This is a genomic window from Alteromonas sp. ABE4_545 (assembly GCF_056161325.1).
On sequence record NZ_JBSWYY010000016.1, the window covers coordinates 38,123 to 57,642 of the forward strand.

Genomic DNA, 19,520 nt, shown 5'->3' on the forward strand with positions numbered 1-19,520 from the left:
GCACACAACAGACTGCACTGGAACAGTCTGTTTACTCAACTAAGTGATTGGGAGACCATGATGAAATCCATGTTAGTCGCGCACAACAAGAGTCAATTATTTAAGCGCACAAAAACGTCGTGCTGTGTAATGGGGGCACTGGGCTTGTTAGCACACAGCACCTTGTCATTTGCACAAGAGTCGACAACCAAAGAACAAGAAACCGACGACACCGAAGTTATTGAGGTGAAAGGGCTAAGGTCTAGTGTGATTTCGGCCAAAGAAACCAAATTTGCCTCTGACAAAATTATGGACGGTATCAGTGCTGACGACATTGGTGCATTACCCGATCGCAGTGTAACCGAAACCCTACAACGCGTAGCGGGCGTGGCGATTGACCGTTATATGACGCAGGGCGATCCGGAGCATTTCTCGGTGGAAGGGAACGGCGTTATTGTGCGTGGTTTAACCCAGATCCGCAGTGAGTTGAACGGGCGCAGTACGTTCAGTGCAAATGGCGGGCGTACGTTGAGTTTTGGCGATGTGCCACCCGAATTATTGAGTGCTGTTAACGTTTACAAAAGTCCTTCGGCTGATCAAATTGAAGGCGGCATTGGTGGCACCATCGATTTGGAAACGCGCTTACCCTTGCAAGAAGACGGTCAAAAGATGGCGTTTACTCTCACCGCCAATTACGGAGATTTGATCGAAGAGGTGAAACCGGCTTTTTCTGCACTGTATTCAAATAATTGGGACACCGACAAAGGCCGTTTTGGCGTGTTGTTTGATATTGCCCAGTCAGAGCTATCAACCCGCAATGACTCTATGTATGTTCGACCGTTTTTCTATCGCGACGATATTGAAGGCCATGAAGGTGAAACCGTGTATGTTCCCCGAGGCGCAGACTGGCGCACCATGTACTTTAATCGCGAACGCACCGGTGGTTATGTTGCATTGCAATGGGCGCCCTCCGAGGCTCATGAGTTCACGTTTACGTATTTTGTCAGCGACTATGACATGAAATGGAATGAAGATGCGATTTTCGTCGGCAATGACCCGTACGCAGTTCAGGCCAGTGCAGATTCTGTATTTGGCGAAGACAACGTGCTCGAAACTGGCCGCTTGTATCAGGACGGGGGGATTCCCATGGGGTCTGATGTGCGGGTATCCAAGCAAAATGCCAAAACAGAAGATTTTGCACTGCGCTACCGCTGGACATCTGACAAGTGGTCTGTGGAAGCATCGGTTCAGCGTGTAGAGTCTACCTCAGTGGGGTTAGATTCTACCGTTGCCACAGAGATTCGCGTGCCCTATATCGATGTGGATCTCACCGGTAGTTTACCAACCATTTCATCTGACGCGGATTATTTGGCGACAGCGGCAAACTATGTGTGGAACTTTGCCATGGACAATCAATATGACCGCAAAGCCGACATGACCGCGTTGGAGTTTAATGCCACCCGTTTTACCGCAGTTGATATGATCCCAAGTGTTCGGTTTGGCGGCCGTTATAGTGAATCTAAAGCTAACAACGCAGACAGTGGGTATAACTGGAGCCCATTAGCGGTGAGTTGGCTACAAAGTGCCATTGTTGAAGGCTACGAAAATATCACCCCAGATGAATCAGAGTTGCACCTCAATTCTTTTAATAACTTCTTTGGCGGTCAAGTGCCTTCTCCGGCAAACGTTTATGCGCCCGACGTGTCTTTTGCCAGTGGTTACCCAAATAGTTTTCAGGAGTTACAAGACAAGTTTACTTATGCCGATTGGTCGAGTTGGGCGGTTTGGAGTCAGCGCGATCTGGCCGATGACCAATGGCAAAACAATCAGACAGAGAAAAGCACAGCAGTATATTTGATGGCTGACTACGAGCTAGAACTCGGCGGCAAATTTGCCTCGGGTAACTTTGGTGTACGTTATGTGCATACCAAAAACGTTGCGCACGGTCACTTGCAATATCCCTATGTTGATTTGTTTGGCAACGGCGCTTACGAAGACTTAAACGCCGAAAACTCCTACAGCGAAATATTGCCGAGCTTTAACTTTAAAATGGAGCTTACCGAAGAGTTACTCTTGCGTTTTGCTGCATCAAAAGCCATGGCACGGCCTGACTTCAGCGCGATGGGCGCGAATTTAACGCTGAATGCGGGAGTAAAAGAGTCGAGCCAGTCTAAACAAGAGGCCGGTGAACAGTTGACCGCGGATGACTACGACCTGACGCTTAGTGCCGACACTAACCCTTACCTTGAGCCGATGACCTCGATTCAACTCGACGTGTCACTTGAATGGTACTACGACGAAGCAAACTCAATGTATGCCGCGTTATTCAGTAAAGACATTGACGGTTATCAGGTGTATCAACTCAGTGAAGTAGAGTATGGCGGCTATACTTATAACGCCACATGGCCAGTGAGTTCAGGCAGTGCGGATATTAGAGGGTTAGAACTGAGCTTAAACCACTTTTTCACCGATTTACCCGCGCCATTTGACGGGTTTGGTATTCAAGCCAACTACACCTATATCGACAGTAGTACGGAACTTGGCAGCGATGCAGAGCCACGAGATACCGACTATTCCACCTACGGCACTATGCCTTACCAAGGTCTGTCTAAGCGCTCGTACAACATTGTTGCTATGTATGAGAAAAACGATTGGTCGCTGCGCTTAGCGTATAACTGGCGTGACGAATTCTTAATGTCGACCCGAGCAAACGGCTATCAAGCTGACGACAGCTCATGGGCTTTGCCTTTGTTCAATGCGCCAGCCGGTTATTTGGATGGGTCGGTGTCTTACCGCATCAACGATAACTTCTCGGTTGTGCTAGAAGCCAATAACTTGGCCGACACAGTCACCAAAAACATTATGAAGCAGAACGGTCCCGGTAATCATTATGGGGCTTATCACGTGAATGATGTGCGTTATGCGTTGTCGCTTCGCGGCAATTTCTAAGCGTTATTGGCCGCGGTGATAATACTGCGGCCTCAATCGAAAATTTGTTTTTCAAAGTGGGGTTATCGTGCATTTTCAACCAACACGTTTGTTATTTTTTGTTGTTGTGACTTGTTTTTCCATCGGTTGTACAAGTCCATCTTCGAGCACCGCAGAAACGGGAGTTCAGTCAGTTTCACACCCTCTGCCACGGGTCATTACCGAGCAGGGGCGTCATCAGTTTCAGGTTGATGGTAAGCCATTTATGTTGCTGGCAGCGCAAACAAATAATTCTGCCAATTATCCCCATGCGTTAAAAGATGTTTGGCCTGTGGTAGAAAAAATGCAGGCCAATACCCTTGGAATACCCGTAGCATGGGAGCAAATTGAGCCGGAAGAAGGCCAGTTTGATTTTAGTTATTTAGATACATTAATTGCACAAGCCAAAGCCCATGATGTGAAATTGGTGCTGTTGTGGTTTGCCACGTGGAAAAACAACGCACCACATTATGCGCCAGCGTGGGTTAAATTAGATAATCAGCGCTTTCCTCGGGTTGTGACCAAAGAGGGGAAAACCCTAAATTCCTTGTCTCCGCATGGTGAACAAACCCTAGCTGCAGATAAAAAAGCGTTCGTTCGCCTGATGACATACCTACGTGATGCAGACCCAACGCATCAGGTGATCATGGTACAAGTACAGAATGAAGTGGGTACCTATGGCAGTAAACGGGACTTTTCTGCCAAAGCTCAGGCGCTGTTTGAACAGCCTGTGCCTGACACATTGCAGTCTGCGATGTCGTTGCCAGCAGGAACCTGGCGCGATGTGTTTGGCGCGCAAGCTGATGAATATTTTCATGCTTGGCACATAGGGCGCTATGTCGACGACATTGCCGCTGCGGGAAAAGCAGTGAAAGACTTACCTATGAATGTGAATGTTGCACTGCGTAACCCGTTCAACCCTGGTGACGGCTATTCAATGGGCGGTCCGACAGACAATGTGATCGACGTGTGGAAAATTGCTGCGCCGCACATCGACATGATCTCTCCTGATATTTACTTTCGCGATCACAAAACCGTTACCAAAGTGCTTGAGCTATATAGCCGAGAGGACAACCCCCTGTTTGTAGCCGAAATAGGGAATGATCAGCCCTATGCGAGATACTTCTTTAGCATGCTTGGCGAACAAGGAATTGGTTTTGCGCCATTCGGCATGGATTACACCGACTATGCCAATTACCCCCTTGGTGCGAAAACGGTTAACGATGAGGTCATCGCGCCCTTTGCAGAGAATTACGCCTTATTTGCCCCTATGCAGGAAGCATGGGCAGCCTTGTCTTTTTCGCATCCAGTGTGGGGGTTTGCCGAACCTCACGACAGTCAGTCGAGTGGTGATGTGTGGAATGCAAAGGGCACCACCTCCGAAGCAAAAACCGACGCCTCACTATACACCCAACACGCGGATTTGGGCTTATGGGATGTAGAAGTCACCTATGGCAGAGAAATGTTTTGGATAAATCCGCCCACGGGGAATCACCCAGCGTCTGGCGGTGCAGCCATTATTAAACTCAGCGATAACGAGTTTCTAATCACCGCTTACCGAGCGCGAGTCACTTTATCTGCGTCGGCAGAGTTAACCGGTAAGCACACAATGATAGAGCGGGTAGAGGAAGGCCATTTCGACGGTCAAACCTGGGTGTTTGAACGAGTTTGGAATGGGGATCAAACCGATTGGGGGCTCAATTTTACCTCTCGGCCTCACGTGCTCAAAGTACGCATGGCGACTTACGCGCTTTAACCTAATTTTATTTTTTTCAGAATGGAGTATCGGAAACATGAATATTCAGCGTAAACACATGGGCAGTCTTGCCGTTGCGATTTCTCTCGCGCTAGGTCTGGCAGGGTGTGAACAAGCCCCTACGTCGCAAAGCGCACAATCACAAATTACGAGTGAACAAGTGAAACAAATTCCTCACGGCGTGGTGGTTAAGCCTACTACAGGCCAAGCTAAACTCGTACGTGTTCAGGCATATCGAGATGGGATATTTCGCGTTACCAGTTTGCCCCATCAAGACTTGTCGACATTACCAGAAAGTGTACAAGTGGTTGCCGAGCCTACAGGGCAAGTAGACGTTGCCCAAACGGGCGATATAGTCACGCTAACCACCACTAACGGCAGCGCGAAAATTAATGTTAAGTCAGGGGCGGTAACCGTGTACAACGCGCAAGGTGAAGCGGTATTAACCCCTGTTAATGGCGGGGAGTTTTCAGCAGTAACCGCTGACCCTGTCGGGGGCGACGAAAACAGTTTTGCTTTGAGGCAACAATGGAATAAAGGCAGCCAAGAAGGCATTTTTGGCTTGGGACAGCACCAAAATGGACAAATGAATTACGCCGGTGAGCATTTGTTTATGACCACCCATAATTTAGAAATTACCATCCCAATGCTGGTGTCAGACAAGCACTACGGAATTTTGTGGGACAATGCGTCGCAGACTTTTCTGGGTAACCCAACCGCTCCTTTGTCACTCAGTGATGGCTTTACCTTGTTAGATGAAAACGGCAATCCAGGTGGGTTAACCGCTTATTATTACGACGGCGATACGCTATTACACAAGCAAGTTGAAGCCGACCCTGACTATCAGTTCTTAGATAACAACAACACCCGTGAAGTGCCATTCCCAGAAGCATTGGGAGAGGTGTCGCAACCCCGAGTGGTGTGGAAAGGAAGCCTTCAGTCTAACGTAAGCGGTGAACAGGTGCTGAAAATGTATTCCAGTGGTTATGCCAAATTGCGTATTAACGGTGAGTTGTTGCTCGACCGTTGGCGAATGAACTGGAACCCGTGGTATCACGACACGAAATATACCTTCGTAGCGAATGAACCTGTACCTATCGAGATTGATTGGGACTCTCAAGGTGGCTACTTCAAATTGGAACACGTTCCACCACTTCCCGAAAGTGAGCGATACTCTGTGTCGTTGGCTTCAGAGAGTGGCAAAGCCATAGATTACTACGTGGTTGTGGGTACTGACTACGACGACGTGATCAGTGGGTATCGAGAGTTAACCGGCGATGCAGTGTTATTGCCTAAATGGGCTTATGGTTTTTGGCAAAGCCGCGAGCGTTATACCAATCAGCAAGAGCTCGTTGATGTGGTGAAAGAATACCGCAAGCGAGAAATCCCCCTCGATAATATTGTGTTGGATTGGTCGTACTGGCCTGAAGACGCGTGGGGAAGTCATAAGTTCGACAAAACGCATTTTCCTGACCCGAAGAAAATGATTGATGACGTTCATGCCATGAACGCCAATATTATGATTTCAGTGTGGCCAAAGTTTTACTCTACCACTGACAACTACAAAGAGTTAGATGCCAAAGGGTATATGCTCAACCACAATGTATTGGTTGAGAAAAACAAAGACTGGATAGGCAAAGGGTACCTCAACGGATTTTACGACCCGTACCCTCAAGAATCGCAAGCGATTTTTTGGCGCCAACTTCGCGATAATCTTAACGTGCTGGGTATTGATGCCTGGTGGTTAGACGCCTCAGAGCCTGATATTCACTCTAATTTGTCTTTTACCAAGCGCAAAGTGAACATGTCGCCATTGTCGATTGGTCATGCGACAGAGTACTTTAACTCCTATGCATTACCAAATGCGGAAGGGGTTTACAAAGGAGAGCGCGAAACCGACCCTGAAAAGCGCGCGTTTATTTTAACGCGGTCTGGGTTTGGCGGTATTCAACGTACAGGCGCAGCAATTTGGAGTGGCGATACGGTGCCACGCTGGTCAAATTTGAAAGAGCAAATTGCCGCAGGATTGGGCGCGAGCTTAGCGGGTATGCCGAACTGGACCATGGATATTGGTGGCTTTACCCCAGAAGACAAATATCGCTGGACCGAGCAAGGCGCAGTAGGGCATTTTTCTGGCCTGAATGAGGAAGATATTCAGCCTTGGCAAGAACTGAATTTACGTTGGTTCCAGTTTGGCGCGTTTGTACCTCTGTTCCGGTCTCATGGCCAAAACCCTTATCGCGAAATTTACAATATTGCCGACGAAGGGTCTGATGTTTACAACGCGATGGTGTATTACACACGCTTGCGTTATCGCTTGTTGCCTTATATTTACAGTGAAGCAGGTAAACAGTATCACGAAGACGGTACCTTGATGCGAGGTTTGGTGATGGACTTTCCAGACGATCAAACCGCCATTAACCTTAACGATGAGTATTTGTTTGGCCCGTCGATTTTGGTTAGCCCTGTTTATGAACCCGGCGCTACTTCACGCGATGTTTATTTGCCACAAGGTGAAACCTGGTACAACTTCTACACTGGCGAGAAACATCAAGGTGGGCAAACGATAGATGCAGCAGCACCACTGACTCGTATGCCGTTATTCGTTCGTGCAGGGGCAATTATCCCCACAAGTGCGGCTATCCAAACGGTTTATGAGCAACCCGACGCTCCCATTTTGCTGACTATTTACGCCGGTAAAGATGGGCAATATCGCCTTTATCAAGATGACGGTAAGTCGTATGACTATGAAAAAGGGGAGTTCAGTGTGACGTCCATTACATGGAATGATGACGCAAGAACCGTCGAATTTGCAGCGAGAGAAGGTGAGTTCCCAGAACTGGTTAAGTCTCGTGAATACCGCATTCGTATTATTGATGGCAAACAAGATGGTGCGGATGACTTTAGTGTTGAAGGGGCCACATCTGTGACATTCAGCGGACAACCTATCACAGTGCAACTATAAGGCGATAGTGACGGTGCGTACTTGCATGGGTACGCGCCGATTAGAAAGGAAAATGCTATGAAAAAAACACTGGTTAGTTGTTGTGTTGCGATGGCTGCAACGGCGCTTTTGATGGCTTGCAGCAGCCGTGAAACTCACACCGAAACCCAGCCTAAGTGGCCTGATTTACAATCACCAATTGTGTATACCGATGAAGAGCAGCAATTTGTTGCTGATGTATTGTCACGCATGAGTGTAGAGCAAAAGGTTGGGCAAATTCTACAAGCCGAAATTCAAACTATTACCCCGCAGGAAGCGAAGCAGTATCACATTGGGTCAATATTGAATGGCGGCGGCTCAGTGCCTCATCGACAAGACGGGGCTACAGCGAAAGATTGGGCAACTTTCGCTCAAGCTTTCTACGAGGCCACGGCGTCGAGTGAATCTGGCGTGGCGATCCCAGTTATTTGGGGGACCGACGCGGTACATGGGCATGGAAACCTACAAGGTGCGACTATCTTTCCCCACAATATTGGTCTGGGTGCGGCAAACAACCCTGACTTGATGGAAAAGATCGGCGAGATTACTGCCCGAGAAGTCCGTGCTAGCGGCATAGATTGGGTATTTGCGCCAACGGTAGCGGTGGCGCGCAACGACCGCTGGGGCAGAACGTATGAGTCTTACTCAGAAGTGCCCGCGCGCGTGGCTGCGCTGGCAGCCCCCCTTGTTGAAGGGATGCAAGGCAAAATAGGCAGCGCAGAGTTTTTAGATGATACTCACGTAATGGCGTCGGTGAAGCATTTTATTGCTGATGGTGGAACGCAAGGTGGCGACGATCAGGGCAATGCGGTGATGTCCGAAGCCGACCTTATTCGCTTTCATGCACCGGGCTATTTTGCCAGTTTAGACGCCGGTGCTATGACCGTTATGTCGAGCTTTTCTGCGTGGAATGGCGACAAAATGCACGGCAATAAATACTTACTTGATGAAGTATTGCGTCATCACCTCAACTTTAACGGTTTTTTGGTGGGCGATTGGAACGGCCATGGTCAGTTACCCGGTTGCACAAATGATAGTTGCCCCGCATCGTTTAATGCCGGATTAGACATGTACATGGTGCCCTACGATTGGCGTAGCATGTATGACAAAGTGTTAGAGCAAGTGAATGCGGGAGATATCAGCTTAGCGCGATTAGATCAGGCTGTAACTCGTATCTTGTTGGTCAAAAAGCGCATGGGCATGTTTGAGGGCAAAGGGCCGTTAGATCGCGCCTTAGGGGGCAAAAATGAAGTGGTGGGTAGTGACGCTCATCGACAAGTTGCTCGTCAGGCCGTGCGTGAATCTTTGGTGTTATTGAAAAACAATCAGCAAGTCTTACCTATCGCCGCCAATGCGCGAATTTTAGTGACGGGTGACGGTGCAGACAACTTAGCCAAGCAAAGTGGCGGCTGGACTGTGACTTGGCAAGGCACAGGTACTCAAACAGACGACTATACAGGGGCCACGAGTATTGCAGAAGGGTTGAGAGCGGCAGTGACTTCTGCTGGTGGTACGGTAGAAGTCTCTCAAAACGGTGAGTTTTCGGCACAGCCCGATGTGGCGATCGTGGTATTCGGAGAAGACCCTTACGCCGAAGGACAAGGCGACATTAACACCTTAGAATACTCCCCCGGCAACACAGTCACACTAGCGCTTATGGAGCGCTTAAAAGCACAAAATATTCCTGTTGTTGCGGTTTTCCTGTCGGGGCGTCCATTGTGGGTAACGCCTTACATCAACGCCGCAGATGCTTTTGTGGCAGCGTGGTTGCCCGGTAGTGAGGGCGCGGGTATTGCCGATGTGCTGATAGGCGATATTACCGGTGAAGCGCGTTATGACTTTCGTGGTCGTTTGGCGTTCTCATGGCCCGCAACACCATTACAAGATGCGCTTAATTGGGGAGATGACGATTATTCGCCATTATTCCCATACAACTATGGGTTAGATTACAGTAGCAACACTAATTTGCCTCAGTTAAATGAAGACGTAGAAGGGCTACTCGACCCATCACAACAAGCACTCAGCTTGTACAGTGGTCGCCCATTACAACCGTTTAATGTGTTTATCAATAACGCCGAACGCAACCAAATTTTAAGTGGCGCTTTTGCCCAATTGCCTGATGGTAGCGTGACCTTGGAAACCACCGACAAAGACGTTCAGGAAGATGCCTTAAAACTCTCGTTCAAAGATAGCTGGTTGTCTGGGTTGTATATTGCTGGCGGCACTATCGACTTCACGCCTTATATGAGCCATGGGGTATTGTCGATGGACCTGCGTATCGACAGTATGAAAAAAGGCACATTAACAGTGTTAACCGACTGCAGCATCAATTGTCGGCAGGGGGTTAATTTACGTGATTGGGCCATAGAGCAGGAAGGCAAAGGTTGGCAATCTATCGCAATTCCGTTGTCGTGCTTGGTTGAGAACCAGTCTGACCCTTCCAAAATACAACGAGCCTTTACTTTGAGAACTGGCGGTGAGGGGCAACTTGCGGTGGCGAATGTGTCGATAGCAAACAATGTGCAAGCGACTGTCTCTTGCCCAACTAATTTGTCGGTCACGCCTGCAACATTGAATGAGTATTGGTCTGAGTCTTGGTGGTTACCCCGTCACAAAGAAAAAGTAACACAAGCCCAACAAGGTACGGCTGAACTGGTGATGATTGGTGATTCAATTACTCATGGTTGGGAATCTGATGGGCAGGCCGTGTGGGAAAAACACTTTGGTGACATTGATACCTTAAATTTGGGGTTTGGTGGTGACCGTACCGAGAATGTGTTGTGGCGTCTTGACCATGGCACGCTAGGCAAGGTAACACCCAAGCTTACTGTGATGATGATTGGCACTAACAATACCGGCCATCGTTTGGACACTCCTGAGGCGATACGCGATGGTGTTGCCGCTATTCTAGACAGGCTAGAGCAGCAAATCCCTGAGTCGCCAGTGTTGCTGCTGGGGATCTTCCCGCGCAGCGCGTCACCTGACGATGCATTACGGAAAAACAACAATGCGGCAAACGTTTTGTTGAAAGCTCTGGCCGAAGAAAAAGGCATTATGTACGCTGATATTGGCGATGGTTTCTTAGACTCTTCAGGGACTTTGAGTGAAGAAATCATGCCTGATTTACTTCACCCTAAAGCCAAAGGCTATGAAATATGGGCCAAGGCGCTTACGCCTTACATTAACAAGTACGTGCGTCACTAATAAGCGAGTAGATAGATTCGCCACTGTCAGAAGATTGTGGCGAAATTCGCTGTTTTATTCGGTACACTAACGAAACATTTGCTTCTATCTTCCGTTTTATGCAGCCTTGCCCCCCAGACCATCCAGAATTTGTCAAAATGCGCAGTGGCGACCCTTATTTCACCCATGACAAAGCGTTGGTAAATGCCCGAGCGTGGGCTAAATCGTTGTGTTTTCGGTTACAGCATGCAAAAGATAAAAACCAAGTGGCTAAAATTCAGGCTCAGCTGTTACCTCATGCAAGGGGGATGCGAATTGGTGCGCATTTTTTCTGTGACTACGGCGTTAACATTACCGCTGATGACAATGTGAGGTTGGGTGATAATGTGGTGATGCTGGACGGCGCGCTGATCGTGCTAAGCGCGAATGTAGTAGTGGGCGACAATGTCGTGTTCGCAGCAGTCACTCATCCAGTCTCCGCCAGTGACAGAATTTCAGGGCTACAAATTGCCAACCCCATCACAATAGGCACAAATACCATATTGGGCAACAATGTAACCATATTACCCGGTGTTAATGTGATTGCTGGTAGCCGGGTTCCAGACAATACGGTGGTCACGAGAGGTTCTGTTTACAGTGAATAAATGGTGCCGTGTTGGCGTATCGCCGTTAACCATTCTTCGGTCATCACATTGGCAGTGGCAATTTCGTCCACAGAAAGTTGGGGGTAAAGCCTGTCTTGAAAAAAACGGTAGCGGTTATACAAGCTGTTATCGTCGGTTAAAGCCAGTATGACGTCGTTAATGGCATACGCCTTGGTATAACCATCTTTGCCATAATTTTGCGAGTGATACATATTCGCTAGTTGAGTGAGAGCCCGTAAGCTTCCAGCTTGTGAAGCCAGTGTAAGATAGCCGATTTGTTGTTGTATAAATTGTTCCCGCTTAGTAATAAATTGCTCACGTTCAAGCTGACCAAACCCTTGTGACTCCATATACAAAGCAGGTGTCATCTTCCCCAATACTTCTTGAGCCGATACCAGACCGCCCTGAGCAGCGAAATTCAGATAGCTGATAAAAGATTGCCGTAAAACTTTAGTTGTACCATCACAATACTCAAAACGTGCGGTCATATTGTCGATATGACGGGGATCAGCATTAGCTTCGAAGTCCACCTCCAATTGCTGTTCAAATTGTTCAAGTGATTCCGGAGCGTAGTAGCAATAGCGCAAGTTCATCGCGACCAAATACGCCGCATCTCTGTCTCCACTGTTCGCTTGGGTGATCAACGCGCCTAAATGCGATTGTAAGGGCGGTGAAAGCTTCCAGTGGGGCCTTTCAACGTCAACGAGTTCTGTCGCAAGTACCGATGAATTTTGCTCATTATTGGGTGTTGTTTGATTTGAAAGAGTTACTGGTAGCTTTTCTTCCGTGTACTTGTGAAGTGTCTCAGTTGTTGAGGCAACCTCTGCAGAGTTTAGGGCTGGGTCATTTTTAGGCTGCCAAAAGTAGCTAGTTATACATGCAATAGCACCGATTGCGACTGTACTTATTATTGTTCTCTTCACTGTCTATGCCTTGAATTAATAAAGCCAAAAATCAGGGAAATAAGCGGCTACACACTGTACCGAGCAAGACGAGCTTGCCAATTACCGCCGTCTTTTTCCGCACAGATTTCTTCATTGTCGAGTCGAACATGGCGGCGAATATCTTTTACTTTAATTCCTGCTTTTAACAGCTGAGTTTGGATGATAGTACGCATTTTTTTATCGAGCCCACTTTCCAACACTGCGGCTTGCTCTTGTTCAGTGAGAAAGACTAACGTGACCATTAAGCTTCCGGGGAACAGGTTAAAGCGAGCAGTGTGGGTAAGCCAATCAAACCCGATATCCCACCGCTTGAATTCATCGCAGGCAATGGTGAGGGCTTTAACTAAGTTGGTTTCTAGTTTCTTGGTTGTTTTGTTCAAGGCTGATCGCTACCGCTACAGTACATTGCTGCGCAGTATACCTAACCTAGGGGGTAAGTATCTACGCAGCTTTAACGTACAAAGCGCGATTTTAATCTGAATGTAAGGCCTCGATAGGGTTGAGTTTTGACGCTTTAATCGCGGGGAAAACACCAAATGACACCCCCACAACCATACAAATAGAGAGTGATAATATAATCGCAGTGAGTGACCAACTGACTGCCCAGTCAGAATAAAAGCCAATGACTTCCGACAGCACCAAACCAAACACTACGCCAATGACGCCACCGACAATTGATATTACAAAGCTTTCGGCAATAAACTGAAATTTAATATCTTGCTGTGTTGCGCCGACGGCTCTGAGTAGGCCTATTTCTTTGGTGCGCTCCAATACGTTAGCCAGCATGATATTCATGATCCCAATACCGCCCACTAGCAGCGATATTCCTGCAACGCAGGCCATTACCATGTTGAATATTTTTTGGGTGTTTTCATGCTGAGCAAGTAATTCAACGGGCACTACAATGGAATAGTCATCCATTTCGCCATGACGGTAATTGAGCAGTTGGGTTACCGCTTTTGCCGCAATAGCTGGATTATAAGATTTTTCCACAGCAAGTTTGATGACATCTAGTTCACTGGCTAAGGTTTCGTCTCCCAGCTTCTTCTTACTGGTTGATATGGGAATAAATACTTGGTTTCTATCGCCGCCTAATTGTACGCCTTGGAAGTTGTCTTTATTGAGGGCAGGGGCGTCCAGTACACCGACAACTTGAAACCAAGCGTGATTGACCTTCACAAACTCACCAACCGGATTCGCGATTGCCGGAAATAAACTGGCTGCGGCATCTTTGCCTAATACTGCTACTTGGGCAACACGAGCGATGTCGTCTGCGGTGAGTACGCGACCCAACGCGGGCTTTAAGTTGGCAAGGTTAAAGTAGCGTTCGTTTACACCAACGGCCGTCGATTCTGACTTGGCGTGATCACTATAAAGAGAAAACAGTTTTATCTTTTTTTCTACGCTGTAATCGTAAACAAATGGCAAGGTTTCCATTGCGGCATGTACATCACCCATGGTGAGGCCTTGAGAGTCTTTGCGAATTTCTCTCAGCTCTTCTCGGGTGTAGCTTTTGCCTTCTATGATGAGGTTTTGTAGCCCCATCGAATCGATCATTTTTAACGCTTCACGCTGTGCACCTTCGCCAATATTCAACATGGCAATTACGGCACCTACGCCAAAAATCATACCCAGTAATGTGAGAAGTGTGCGCAGCTTTTGTGCCAATAACTCTTTGGCGGCATCGGCGACCAAGAGTTTAAATTTAATGTCTTTAAGTTCCGTCATCATTACAGTAGCTCCGTGTAAGACAGGGCAACACGGTCACCGGCTTCAAGCCCGTCGGTGATTTCCACAAAGTTCAAATTGCGCTTGTTTACCGTGATAGCGGTTTTGTTAAAACTCAAGCCCGATTGTACGTAGACAAAATTTTGCCCGTCTTCGTTATAAATTGCCTGAGTGGGGACCAGTAGTGCTTGTTTGTCTAACGAACCTGCGATGATCGCTGATGCCTTTCTACCGGGTGAAAAGTAGGTGGTATCACTGTCATCTAAAGACAACGTTACCTCAAAATACTTGGTGGGATCACCGCGTCTAATGGTGCGTGAAAACGCCGCCATGGTGAGTACCTTCCCTGTAAAATGTTTGTCAGGAAATGCGTCCAGCGTGATGTCTGCTGTCATACCCGGTGCTATGCCCACAGCGTTTTTATCGAGCACGTAACCACTGACTTTCATTTCGTGTAAGTTGGGTATTTTGGCAATCGCATTGCCGGGGAAAATCACTTGCCCTACCGCTGGTTTTTCTCCGCGCCAGTTCTTTTCGTACACCAACATGCCATCATAGGGAGCGCGTACTTCTAAGGCGTTTAATGCAGAGTTGATTTGCTCGTATTTTGCTTCACTGCCTTTTTTCTTAATATTCAACACGCTAATGGCACTGTCACTTTGATCGGTGACACTGTCTTTTTTCCAGTCGAGATAGTCGTCTTTAGCCGATAAGTAATCTTTGTTTTGCATTTTCTCGATGATTTCCAAACGAGAATACAGACGTACGTCATCAATGGCATAGGTATCGGCAAATTGAAACTCTTTGCTGACGAGGGCTTTGTCCTCTTTTACGTCCAGCTCATCCTGTTCGCGAGAGAGTTGTTTTAAGTGCAAATCTTGTTGTAGCAGCAAGAGCTCTAATTCTTCTTTGCGCAAATCCAGCCCTAGTTGTTCACCGTCGAATTGGGCAACCACTTGCCCAGCAGACACTTGAGTGTACTCGTCTTCCAACCACGCAATGGTCATGGGGCGCTGACCTGGAGCGCTGATAACTTCGGCTTTAGAGGCTTCTATTTCTCCCTCTACAGGAATTGCCACAGTAAACGCCTGTTCAGAAACTGTGTAAGTGGGAATAGATGATTGCAGCGTATTGTCACCACAACCAAATAGCAAAACCATGGAAAAAGCAGAGAGTAGATGGGGAGTTCGTATATTCATTATGCTTCCTCCAAGACTTCAATTTTGGCTTTCATACCAGGGCGGGTAATGTCTAGGTTGGCGTTGTCCATAGAAATCTGTGCGTCGAATACAATAGAGAGGTTCGAACTCGACTTTTCTGAATAGGCTTCTCCCAACGACATGATTTTTCCTCTGAAAGGCAGTTCAGGATAGGCTTCAAGCGTAATTTTTACTTCTGCGCCAATCTTGAGTCTTGCGGTGTCTGGCTCATCGAATTCCGCTTTAATAGCTAATTTATCCAATGACGGTAGCGTTAATACAGTGCGCCCCATCCACACAGTGTCGCCGATGGCCACTTTTTCTCCACCTCGATCAGCTTTGTACATGACTAAACCTGATTTAGGGGCGGTAACAGTCAGTTTTTTTATACTGGTTTGGGTTTCACGTAATAACGACTCGTAGCGTTGTATTTTGCTCAATGACACTTTGTCTTTTACCTCAATAGAGGTGTTGAATTGCTCGTATTTTTTCTGCGCAAGCGCTAAGTTTTCTTTGGCAATTTCGTAGTCGATACGCTGCTTTTTGCGTTCCACTTCCTTGGTGGCCGCGTCGGTAATTTCAACTAAGCGCTTTGCTTTATCAAAGTTCATTTCGGCTTCAGCTAAGGCTAATTTAAGCTCTTCTCGTTGCGCTTCGTTTTCCAACTGGGTTTGTTCACGGGTTTTCACCGCGGCATCAAGTTGGCTTTTTTGTTCGATGGCTTTGGTACGAAGGTCTTGGCCATCAAATTTAAGTAGCACGTCGCCTTCTTTTACCATGCTGTTTTCTGGAGCCATAAACTGAATTTTCATCTGCCACATACTGCGAATGGAAGGAGGCGAAATACTGGCGGAATTTAAGCTTACTACTTCACCGCTAGCCGTTAACGGGGCTTGTGTTATTTCTGTATTCGTAGTCGCTTGTGGAGGCTCGCCACAGCCCGACAGGAAAAGCACGCTTGTGCCGAACCACAGTGCAGAAAGGGGGTGCTTAATTTTCATGACGGCTAACCTCCATGTCGTCTGTTAACTCAATGCGAGTACTCATTCCCGGCAATAACTTTTCTTGTGGAGGTGAAACAAAGCTAAGTTGAATAGGGAAATACGACCCGCTTCCCCAATTGTTTTTGCTCTCTGGCTGAGAAGCAATTCGTGTGACTTTGGCTTGGTAATGACTACCAGGGTAGGCGTCGAGCGTAATGTTTGCCGTTTGCCCTTTGTGAATGCGAACAGCGTCAACTTCGTGAATCCACGCTTCGATTGCGTAAGCTTTTGTGTCTTGCACGGCCATAGCTTTCATGGCGACTTGTAACGTAGACCCTGCGGTAATTTTTTCGCCTTCCCACGGGTGATACATATGAGAAATCATCCCCGCAAACTGGGCTTTGACCTGCAGTACAGAGAGCAAGTTTTTATAGTAAGTGATGTTGTCTTCTATTTTGATAATTTCAATTTTGAGTTTTTCTAAGGTATTGGTACGGTTTTCTTTTGCTTTTTTTAAGGCTTGTTCGGCTTTAAATCGGTCGACTAAAGCGCGCTCAAGTACAATTTGATATTCACCTTTGTCGTATTCGCTAATATCGTCACTTTGAATTTCAGCTTCAATACGGGCTTTTTTCACTTCTAGTTCGGCGACGGTGAGCGCACCTTCTGCTTCGAGCACAGCTTGGTCTAATTCTATGGTTTGAGACTCTAACTCCAGCGTCTGAGTTTGCAGGTTTTCTTCATTTTGTTCGAGTTGGCTGTCTGTACTACCTGAATCAAAAACGGCAATTAATTCGCCTTTATCCACCATTGTACCTTCGTCGGCCATCCATTGAATTTGAATTTGAAAGCGGTCGGTTTTGGGGGCAGTAACATATTGGATCTTTGACGAGGCAATTTTACCGGTAATTAATAACGGGCTGTTTGCGAACGCACTCGCACTCATCAACAAGGTCGTAGTGAGTGTAATTAAATGTGATAAAGGTCGAATTTTCATGCGTGTTTATGCACCTCGTTGACAATTTCACCGTCTTTCATCGTGATTACCCGTTGGGCGTACTCAGCGATATTTTCTTCGTGAGTGACCATCACAATAGTTTGCCCCTGCTGATGTAACTCGGTTAATAGCTGCATGATTTCATCAGATGTTTTGCTGTCGAGGTTACCTGTGGGTTCATCGGCGAGGATCACTGAAGGTTTGTTTACCAGTGCTCGGGCGATGGCAACGCGCTGGCGCTGGCCTCCCGACATTTCAAAAGGGCGGTGATAAAGTCGGTGCGATAGGCCCACTTTGTCTAGCATTTCAATGGCGCGCTGGTCTGCATCGTGATCGCTGATTTGGGTGTAGCGCAATGGCAATTTAACGTTGCCGATAGCATCGAGTTTGGGTAGCAGATGAAAGGTTTGAAAAACAAAACCAATATGTTCATTGCGTACTTTTGACAGAGCTTCATCTGTCATTGAGGCTACGTTCTGATTGTTTAACACGTATTCACCAGCATTGGGGGTGTCTAAGCAACCTAGAATGTTCATGAGAGTAGACTTGCCCGAGCCTGAACTTCCCATAAATGCAATGAATTCATTAGCTTTAATAGATAGTGATACGTCATTGAGGGCGACGACGGTCTCATCACCGTTAGAAAAACACTTTCGGATATGATTGAGTTCGAGCATGAATCCTTTCTCACAAATAGATAATGTGTATTATTTTTGTTATTGAAGGTTACTTTAGTCTAGAGAAATACGATTTACAACAGACGGTTAGGTTACCTAGCGCTGTATTAATGAGTCATATCGCATTGAGTTGTAACAAGTTATTTCACACTGTGGTTAGCAGCCATTGGACTTTATCGTACTTTTGTTTAGTTATGTGGGTTTTTGCTTGCTTCGCATATCAAAACTTGTTAAAAAGTCAACGCAGAGTGAGAATAATAAAAATAACGTGATGTAAGCTAAACTTTACAGCTTGGCCGAGAATCAAAAACTCTCATTATTCGTTTATAGTTTTCGCGACCTTTTCGCAGTGTTAAACAGAGAGAGAAACATGTTAAAGGACACCCTAAATAATCGTCATGTCAGTGCTGAAGAAGTACTGGTGACACCTGAAGAGCTGGCGAATGAGTTGCCCGTTTCAGAGCATGCCCTAAATGTTATTGCGCAGTCGCGAGATATCATTTCTGACATTATTCATCGCAAAGACCATCGCCTATTGGTGATCTGCGGCCCTTGTTCCATTCACGACATTGAAGCGGCCAAAGAATATGCATTGCGCCTAAAAGAGCTGCATGAACAGTGCAAAGATACCCTGTTTATCGTTATGCGCGTGTATTTTGAAAAACCGCGCACAACTACAGGCTGGAAGGGCCTGATTAACGACCCACATATTAACGATACTTTTGATATCGAAGCGGGTTTACGCAAAGCGCGAGAGCTGTTGATTTGGCTTGCTGAACTTGAACTACCTGTTGCTACCGAGGCACTTGATCCTATCAGCCCGCAATACCTTGCCGAGCTGTTTAGCTGGAGTGCGATTGGGGCGCGTACATCAGAGTCGCAAACACACCGTGAAATGGCCAGTGGCTTGTCGATGCCTGTCGGCTTTAAAAATGGCACCGACGGCAGCTTAGGTATTGCCATTAACGCGTTAAAATCTGCGGCATCTGGTCATAGCTTTATGGGAATTAATAAACAAGGCCAAGTGAGTATTATTCAAACTCAAGGTAACCCCGACGGCCATATTATTTTACGTGGTGGTAAACAGCCAAATTATGACTCAGTTTGCGTATCTGAATGCGAAGAAGAGTTGCAAGCGGCGAATTTAAGTGCCGGTTTGGTTGTTGACTGCAGCCACGCAAACTCGGCAAAAGATTATCGTCGCCAACCCTTGGTTTGTCAGAACGTGGTGAATCAAATTCTCGAAGGTAACCAGTCTATTATTGGTGTGATGTTAGAAAGCCATTTGAATGCTGGTAATCAAAAGTCTGACGGCGTGGCCTTTGCTGACTTGGAATACGGCATATCGATCACCGATGGCTGTATTGACTGGAAAACCACAGAAGATTTAATCGCGCAAACCAGAGAGAAGTTGATTACTGTATTGCCATTGAGACAAAATAAGCGTGAATTTGTCGCATAAAGGTCTCGGAACAAATTA

The 19,520-nt window shown here is 47.0% G+C and carries 13 protein-coding genes; 6 read left to right on the plus strand and 7 right to left on the minus strand.

What is annotated here, in order from left to right:
• Positions 1-57 precede the first annotated feature (57 nt).
• The 5 genes from ACXAH6_RS14120 to ACXAH6_RS14140 all read left to right on the plus strand — a co-directional run bounded on the left by ACXAH6_RS14120 (position 58) and on the right by ACXAH6_RS14140 (position 11,512).
• Entirely contained in the window at positions 58-2,928 is a 2,871-nt protein-coding gene (locus tag ACXAH6_RS14120; protein ID WP_474877819.1) for a TonB-dependent receptor, read from the plus strand.
• Positions 2,929-2,995: 67 nt separating this feature from the next.
• On the plus strand, positions 2,996-4,702 hold the full coding sequence (locus ACXAH6_RS14125; RefSeq protein WP_474877821.1) for a DUF5597 domain-containing protein: 1,707 nt from the start codon (positions 2,996-2,998) through the stop codon (positions 4,700-4,702).
• Positions 4,703-4,739: 37 nt separating this feature from the next.
• Positions 4,740-7,667 (plus strand): glycoside hydrolase family 31 protein, encoded by a 2,928-nt coding sequence (locus ACXAH6_RS14130; protein ID WP_474877822.1) that lies wholly within the window; start codon positions 4,740-4,742, stop codon positions 7,665-7,667.
• Positions 7,668-7,724: 57 nt separating this feature from the next.
• Positions 7,725-10,889 (plus strand): glycoside hydrolase family 3 N-terminal domain-containing protein, encoded by a 3,165-nt coding sequence (locus ACXAH6_RS14135; protein WP_474877823.1) that lies wholly within the window; start codon positions 7,725-7,727, stop codon positions 10,887-10,889.
• Between the two features lie 98 nt (positions 10,890-10,987).
• On the plus strand, positions 10,988-11,512 hold the full coding sequence (locus tag ACXAH6_RS14140; protein ID WP_474877825.1) for a maltose acetyltransferase domain-containing protein: 525 nt from the start codon (positions 10,988-10,990) through the stop codon (positions 11,510-11,512).
• On the opposite strand, the gene ACXAH6_RS14145 is transcribed toward ACXAH6_RS14140, so the two are convergent.
• The 7 genes from ACXAH6_RS14145 to ACXAH6_RS14175 form a co-directional block, all read right to left on the minus strand.
• The gene (locus ACXAH6_RS14145) at positions 11,500-12,435 is read right to left on the minus strand and encodes a hypothetical protein (RefSeq protein ID WP_474877827.1); all 936 of its coding nucleotides are present in this window, start codon (positions 12,433-12,435) and stop codon (positions 11,500-11,502) included. The genes ACXAH6_RS14140 and ACXAH6_RS14145 overlap by 13 nt on opposite strands.
• Before the next feature lie 47 nt (positions 12,436-12,482).
• Positions 12,483-12,836, minus strand: coding sequence for a Fis family transcriptional regulator (locus ACXAH6_RS14150; RefSeq protein ID WP_474877829.1), 354 nt, complete (start codon positions 12,834-12,836; stop codon positions 12,483-12,485).
• Positions 12,837-12,927: 91 nt separating this feature from the next.
• Positions 12,928-14,187, minus strand: a complete 1,260-nt coding sequence (locus ACXAH6_RS14155) for an ABC transporter permease (RefSeq protein WP_474877831.1) — start codon at positions 14,185-14,187, stop codon at positions 12,928-12,930.
• Positions 14,187-15,383, minus strand: a complete 1,197-nt coding sequence (locus ACXAH6_RS14160; RefSeq protein ID WP_474877832.1) for an efflux RND transporter periplasmic adaptor subunit — start codon at positions 15,381-15,383, stop codon at positions 14,187-14,189. The genes ACXAH6_RS14155 and ACXAH6_RS14160 overlap by 1 nt, the downstream gene beginning before the upstream one ends.
• A complete protein-coding gene (locus tag ACXAH6_RS14165; RefSeq protein ID WP_474877834.1) occupies positions 15,383-16,384 on the minus strand; it encodes an HlyD family secretion protein in 1,002 nt (333 codons plus the stop codon). Before ACXAH6_RS14165 ends, ACXAH6_RS14160 begins: the two co-directional genes overlap by 1 nt.
• Positions 16,374-17,363, minus strand: a complete 990-nt coding sequence (locus tag ACXAH6_RS14170; protein ID WP_474877836.1) for an HlyD family secretion protein — start codon at positions 17,361-17,363, stop codon at positions 16,374-16,376. The genes ACXAH6_RS14165 and ACXAH6_RS14170 overlap by 11 nt, the downstream gene beginning before the upstream one ends.
• Positions 17,360-18,040 (minus strand): ABC transporter ATP-binding protein, encoded by a 681-nt coding sequence (locus ACXAH6_RS14175; RefSeq protein WP_474877838.1) that lies wholly within the window; start codon positions 18,038-18,040, stop codon positions 17,360-17,362. The genes ACXAH6_RS14170 and ACXAH6_RS14175 overlap by 4 nt, the downstream gene beginning before the upstream one ends.
• A 370-nt stretch (positions 18,041-18,410) precedes the next feature.
• Here ACXAH6_RS14175 and ACXAH6_RS14180 point away from each other — a divergent pair, with 370 nt between their 5' ends.
• Positions 18,411-19,502, plus strand: coding sequence for a 3-deoxy-7-phosphoheptulonate synthase (locus tag ACXAH6_RS14180; RefSeq protein WP_474877840.1), 1,092 nt, complete (start codon positions 18,411-18,413; stop codon positions 19,500-19,502).
• The last annotated feature ends 18 nt before the right edge of the window (positions 19,503-19,520 follow it).

Coding starts and splice junctions, on each gene's coding strand:
- ACXAH6_RS14120 (WP_474877819.1), top strand. CDS start 58: ATGATGAAATCCATGTTAGTCGCGCACAACAAGAGTCAATTATTTAAG.
- ACXAH6_RS14130 (WP_474877822.1), top strand. CDS start 4,740: ATGAATATTCAGCGTAAACACATGGGCAGTCTTGCCGTTGCGATTTCT.
- ACXAH6_RS14135 (WP_474877823.1), top strand. CDS start 7,725: ATGAAAAAAACACTGGTTAGTTGTTGTGTTGCGATGGCTGCAACGGCG.
- ACXAH6_RS14140 (WP_474877825.1), top strand. CDS start 10,988: ATGCAGCCTTGCCCCCCAGACCATCCAGAATTTGTCAAAATGCGCAGT.
- ACXAH6_RS14155 (WP_474877831.1), bottom strand. CDS start 14,187: ATGATGACGGAACTTAAAGACATTAAATTTAAACTCTTGGTCGCCGAT.
- ACXAH6_RS14160 (WP_474877832.1), bottom strand. CDS start 15,383: ATGAATATACGAACTCCCCATCTACTCTCTGCTTTTTCCATGGTTTTG.
- ACXAH6_RS14165 (WP_474877834.1), bottom strand. CDS start 16,384: ATGAAAATTAAGCACCCCCTTTCTGCACTGTGGTTCGGCACAAGCGTG.
- ACXAH6_RS14170 (WP_474877836.1), bottom strand. CDS start 17,363: ATGAAAATTCGACCTTTATCACATTTAATTACACTCACTACGACCTTG.
- ACXAH6_RS14175 (WP_474877838.1), bottom strand. CDS start 18,040: ATGCTCGAACTCAATCATATCCGAAAGTGTTTTTCTAACGGTGATGAG.
- ACXAH6_RS14180 (WP_474877840.1), top strand. CDS start 18,411: ATGTTAAAGGACACCCTAAATAATCGTCATGTCAGTGCTGAAGAAGTA.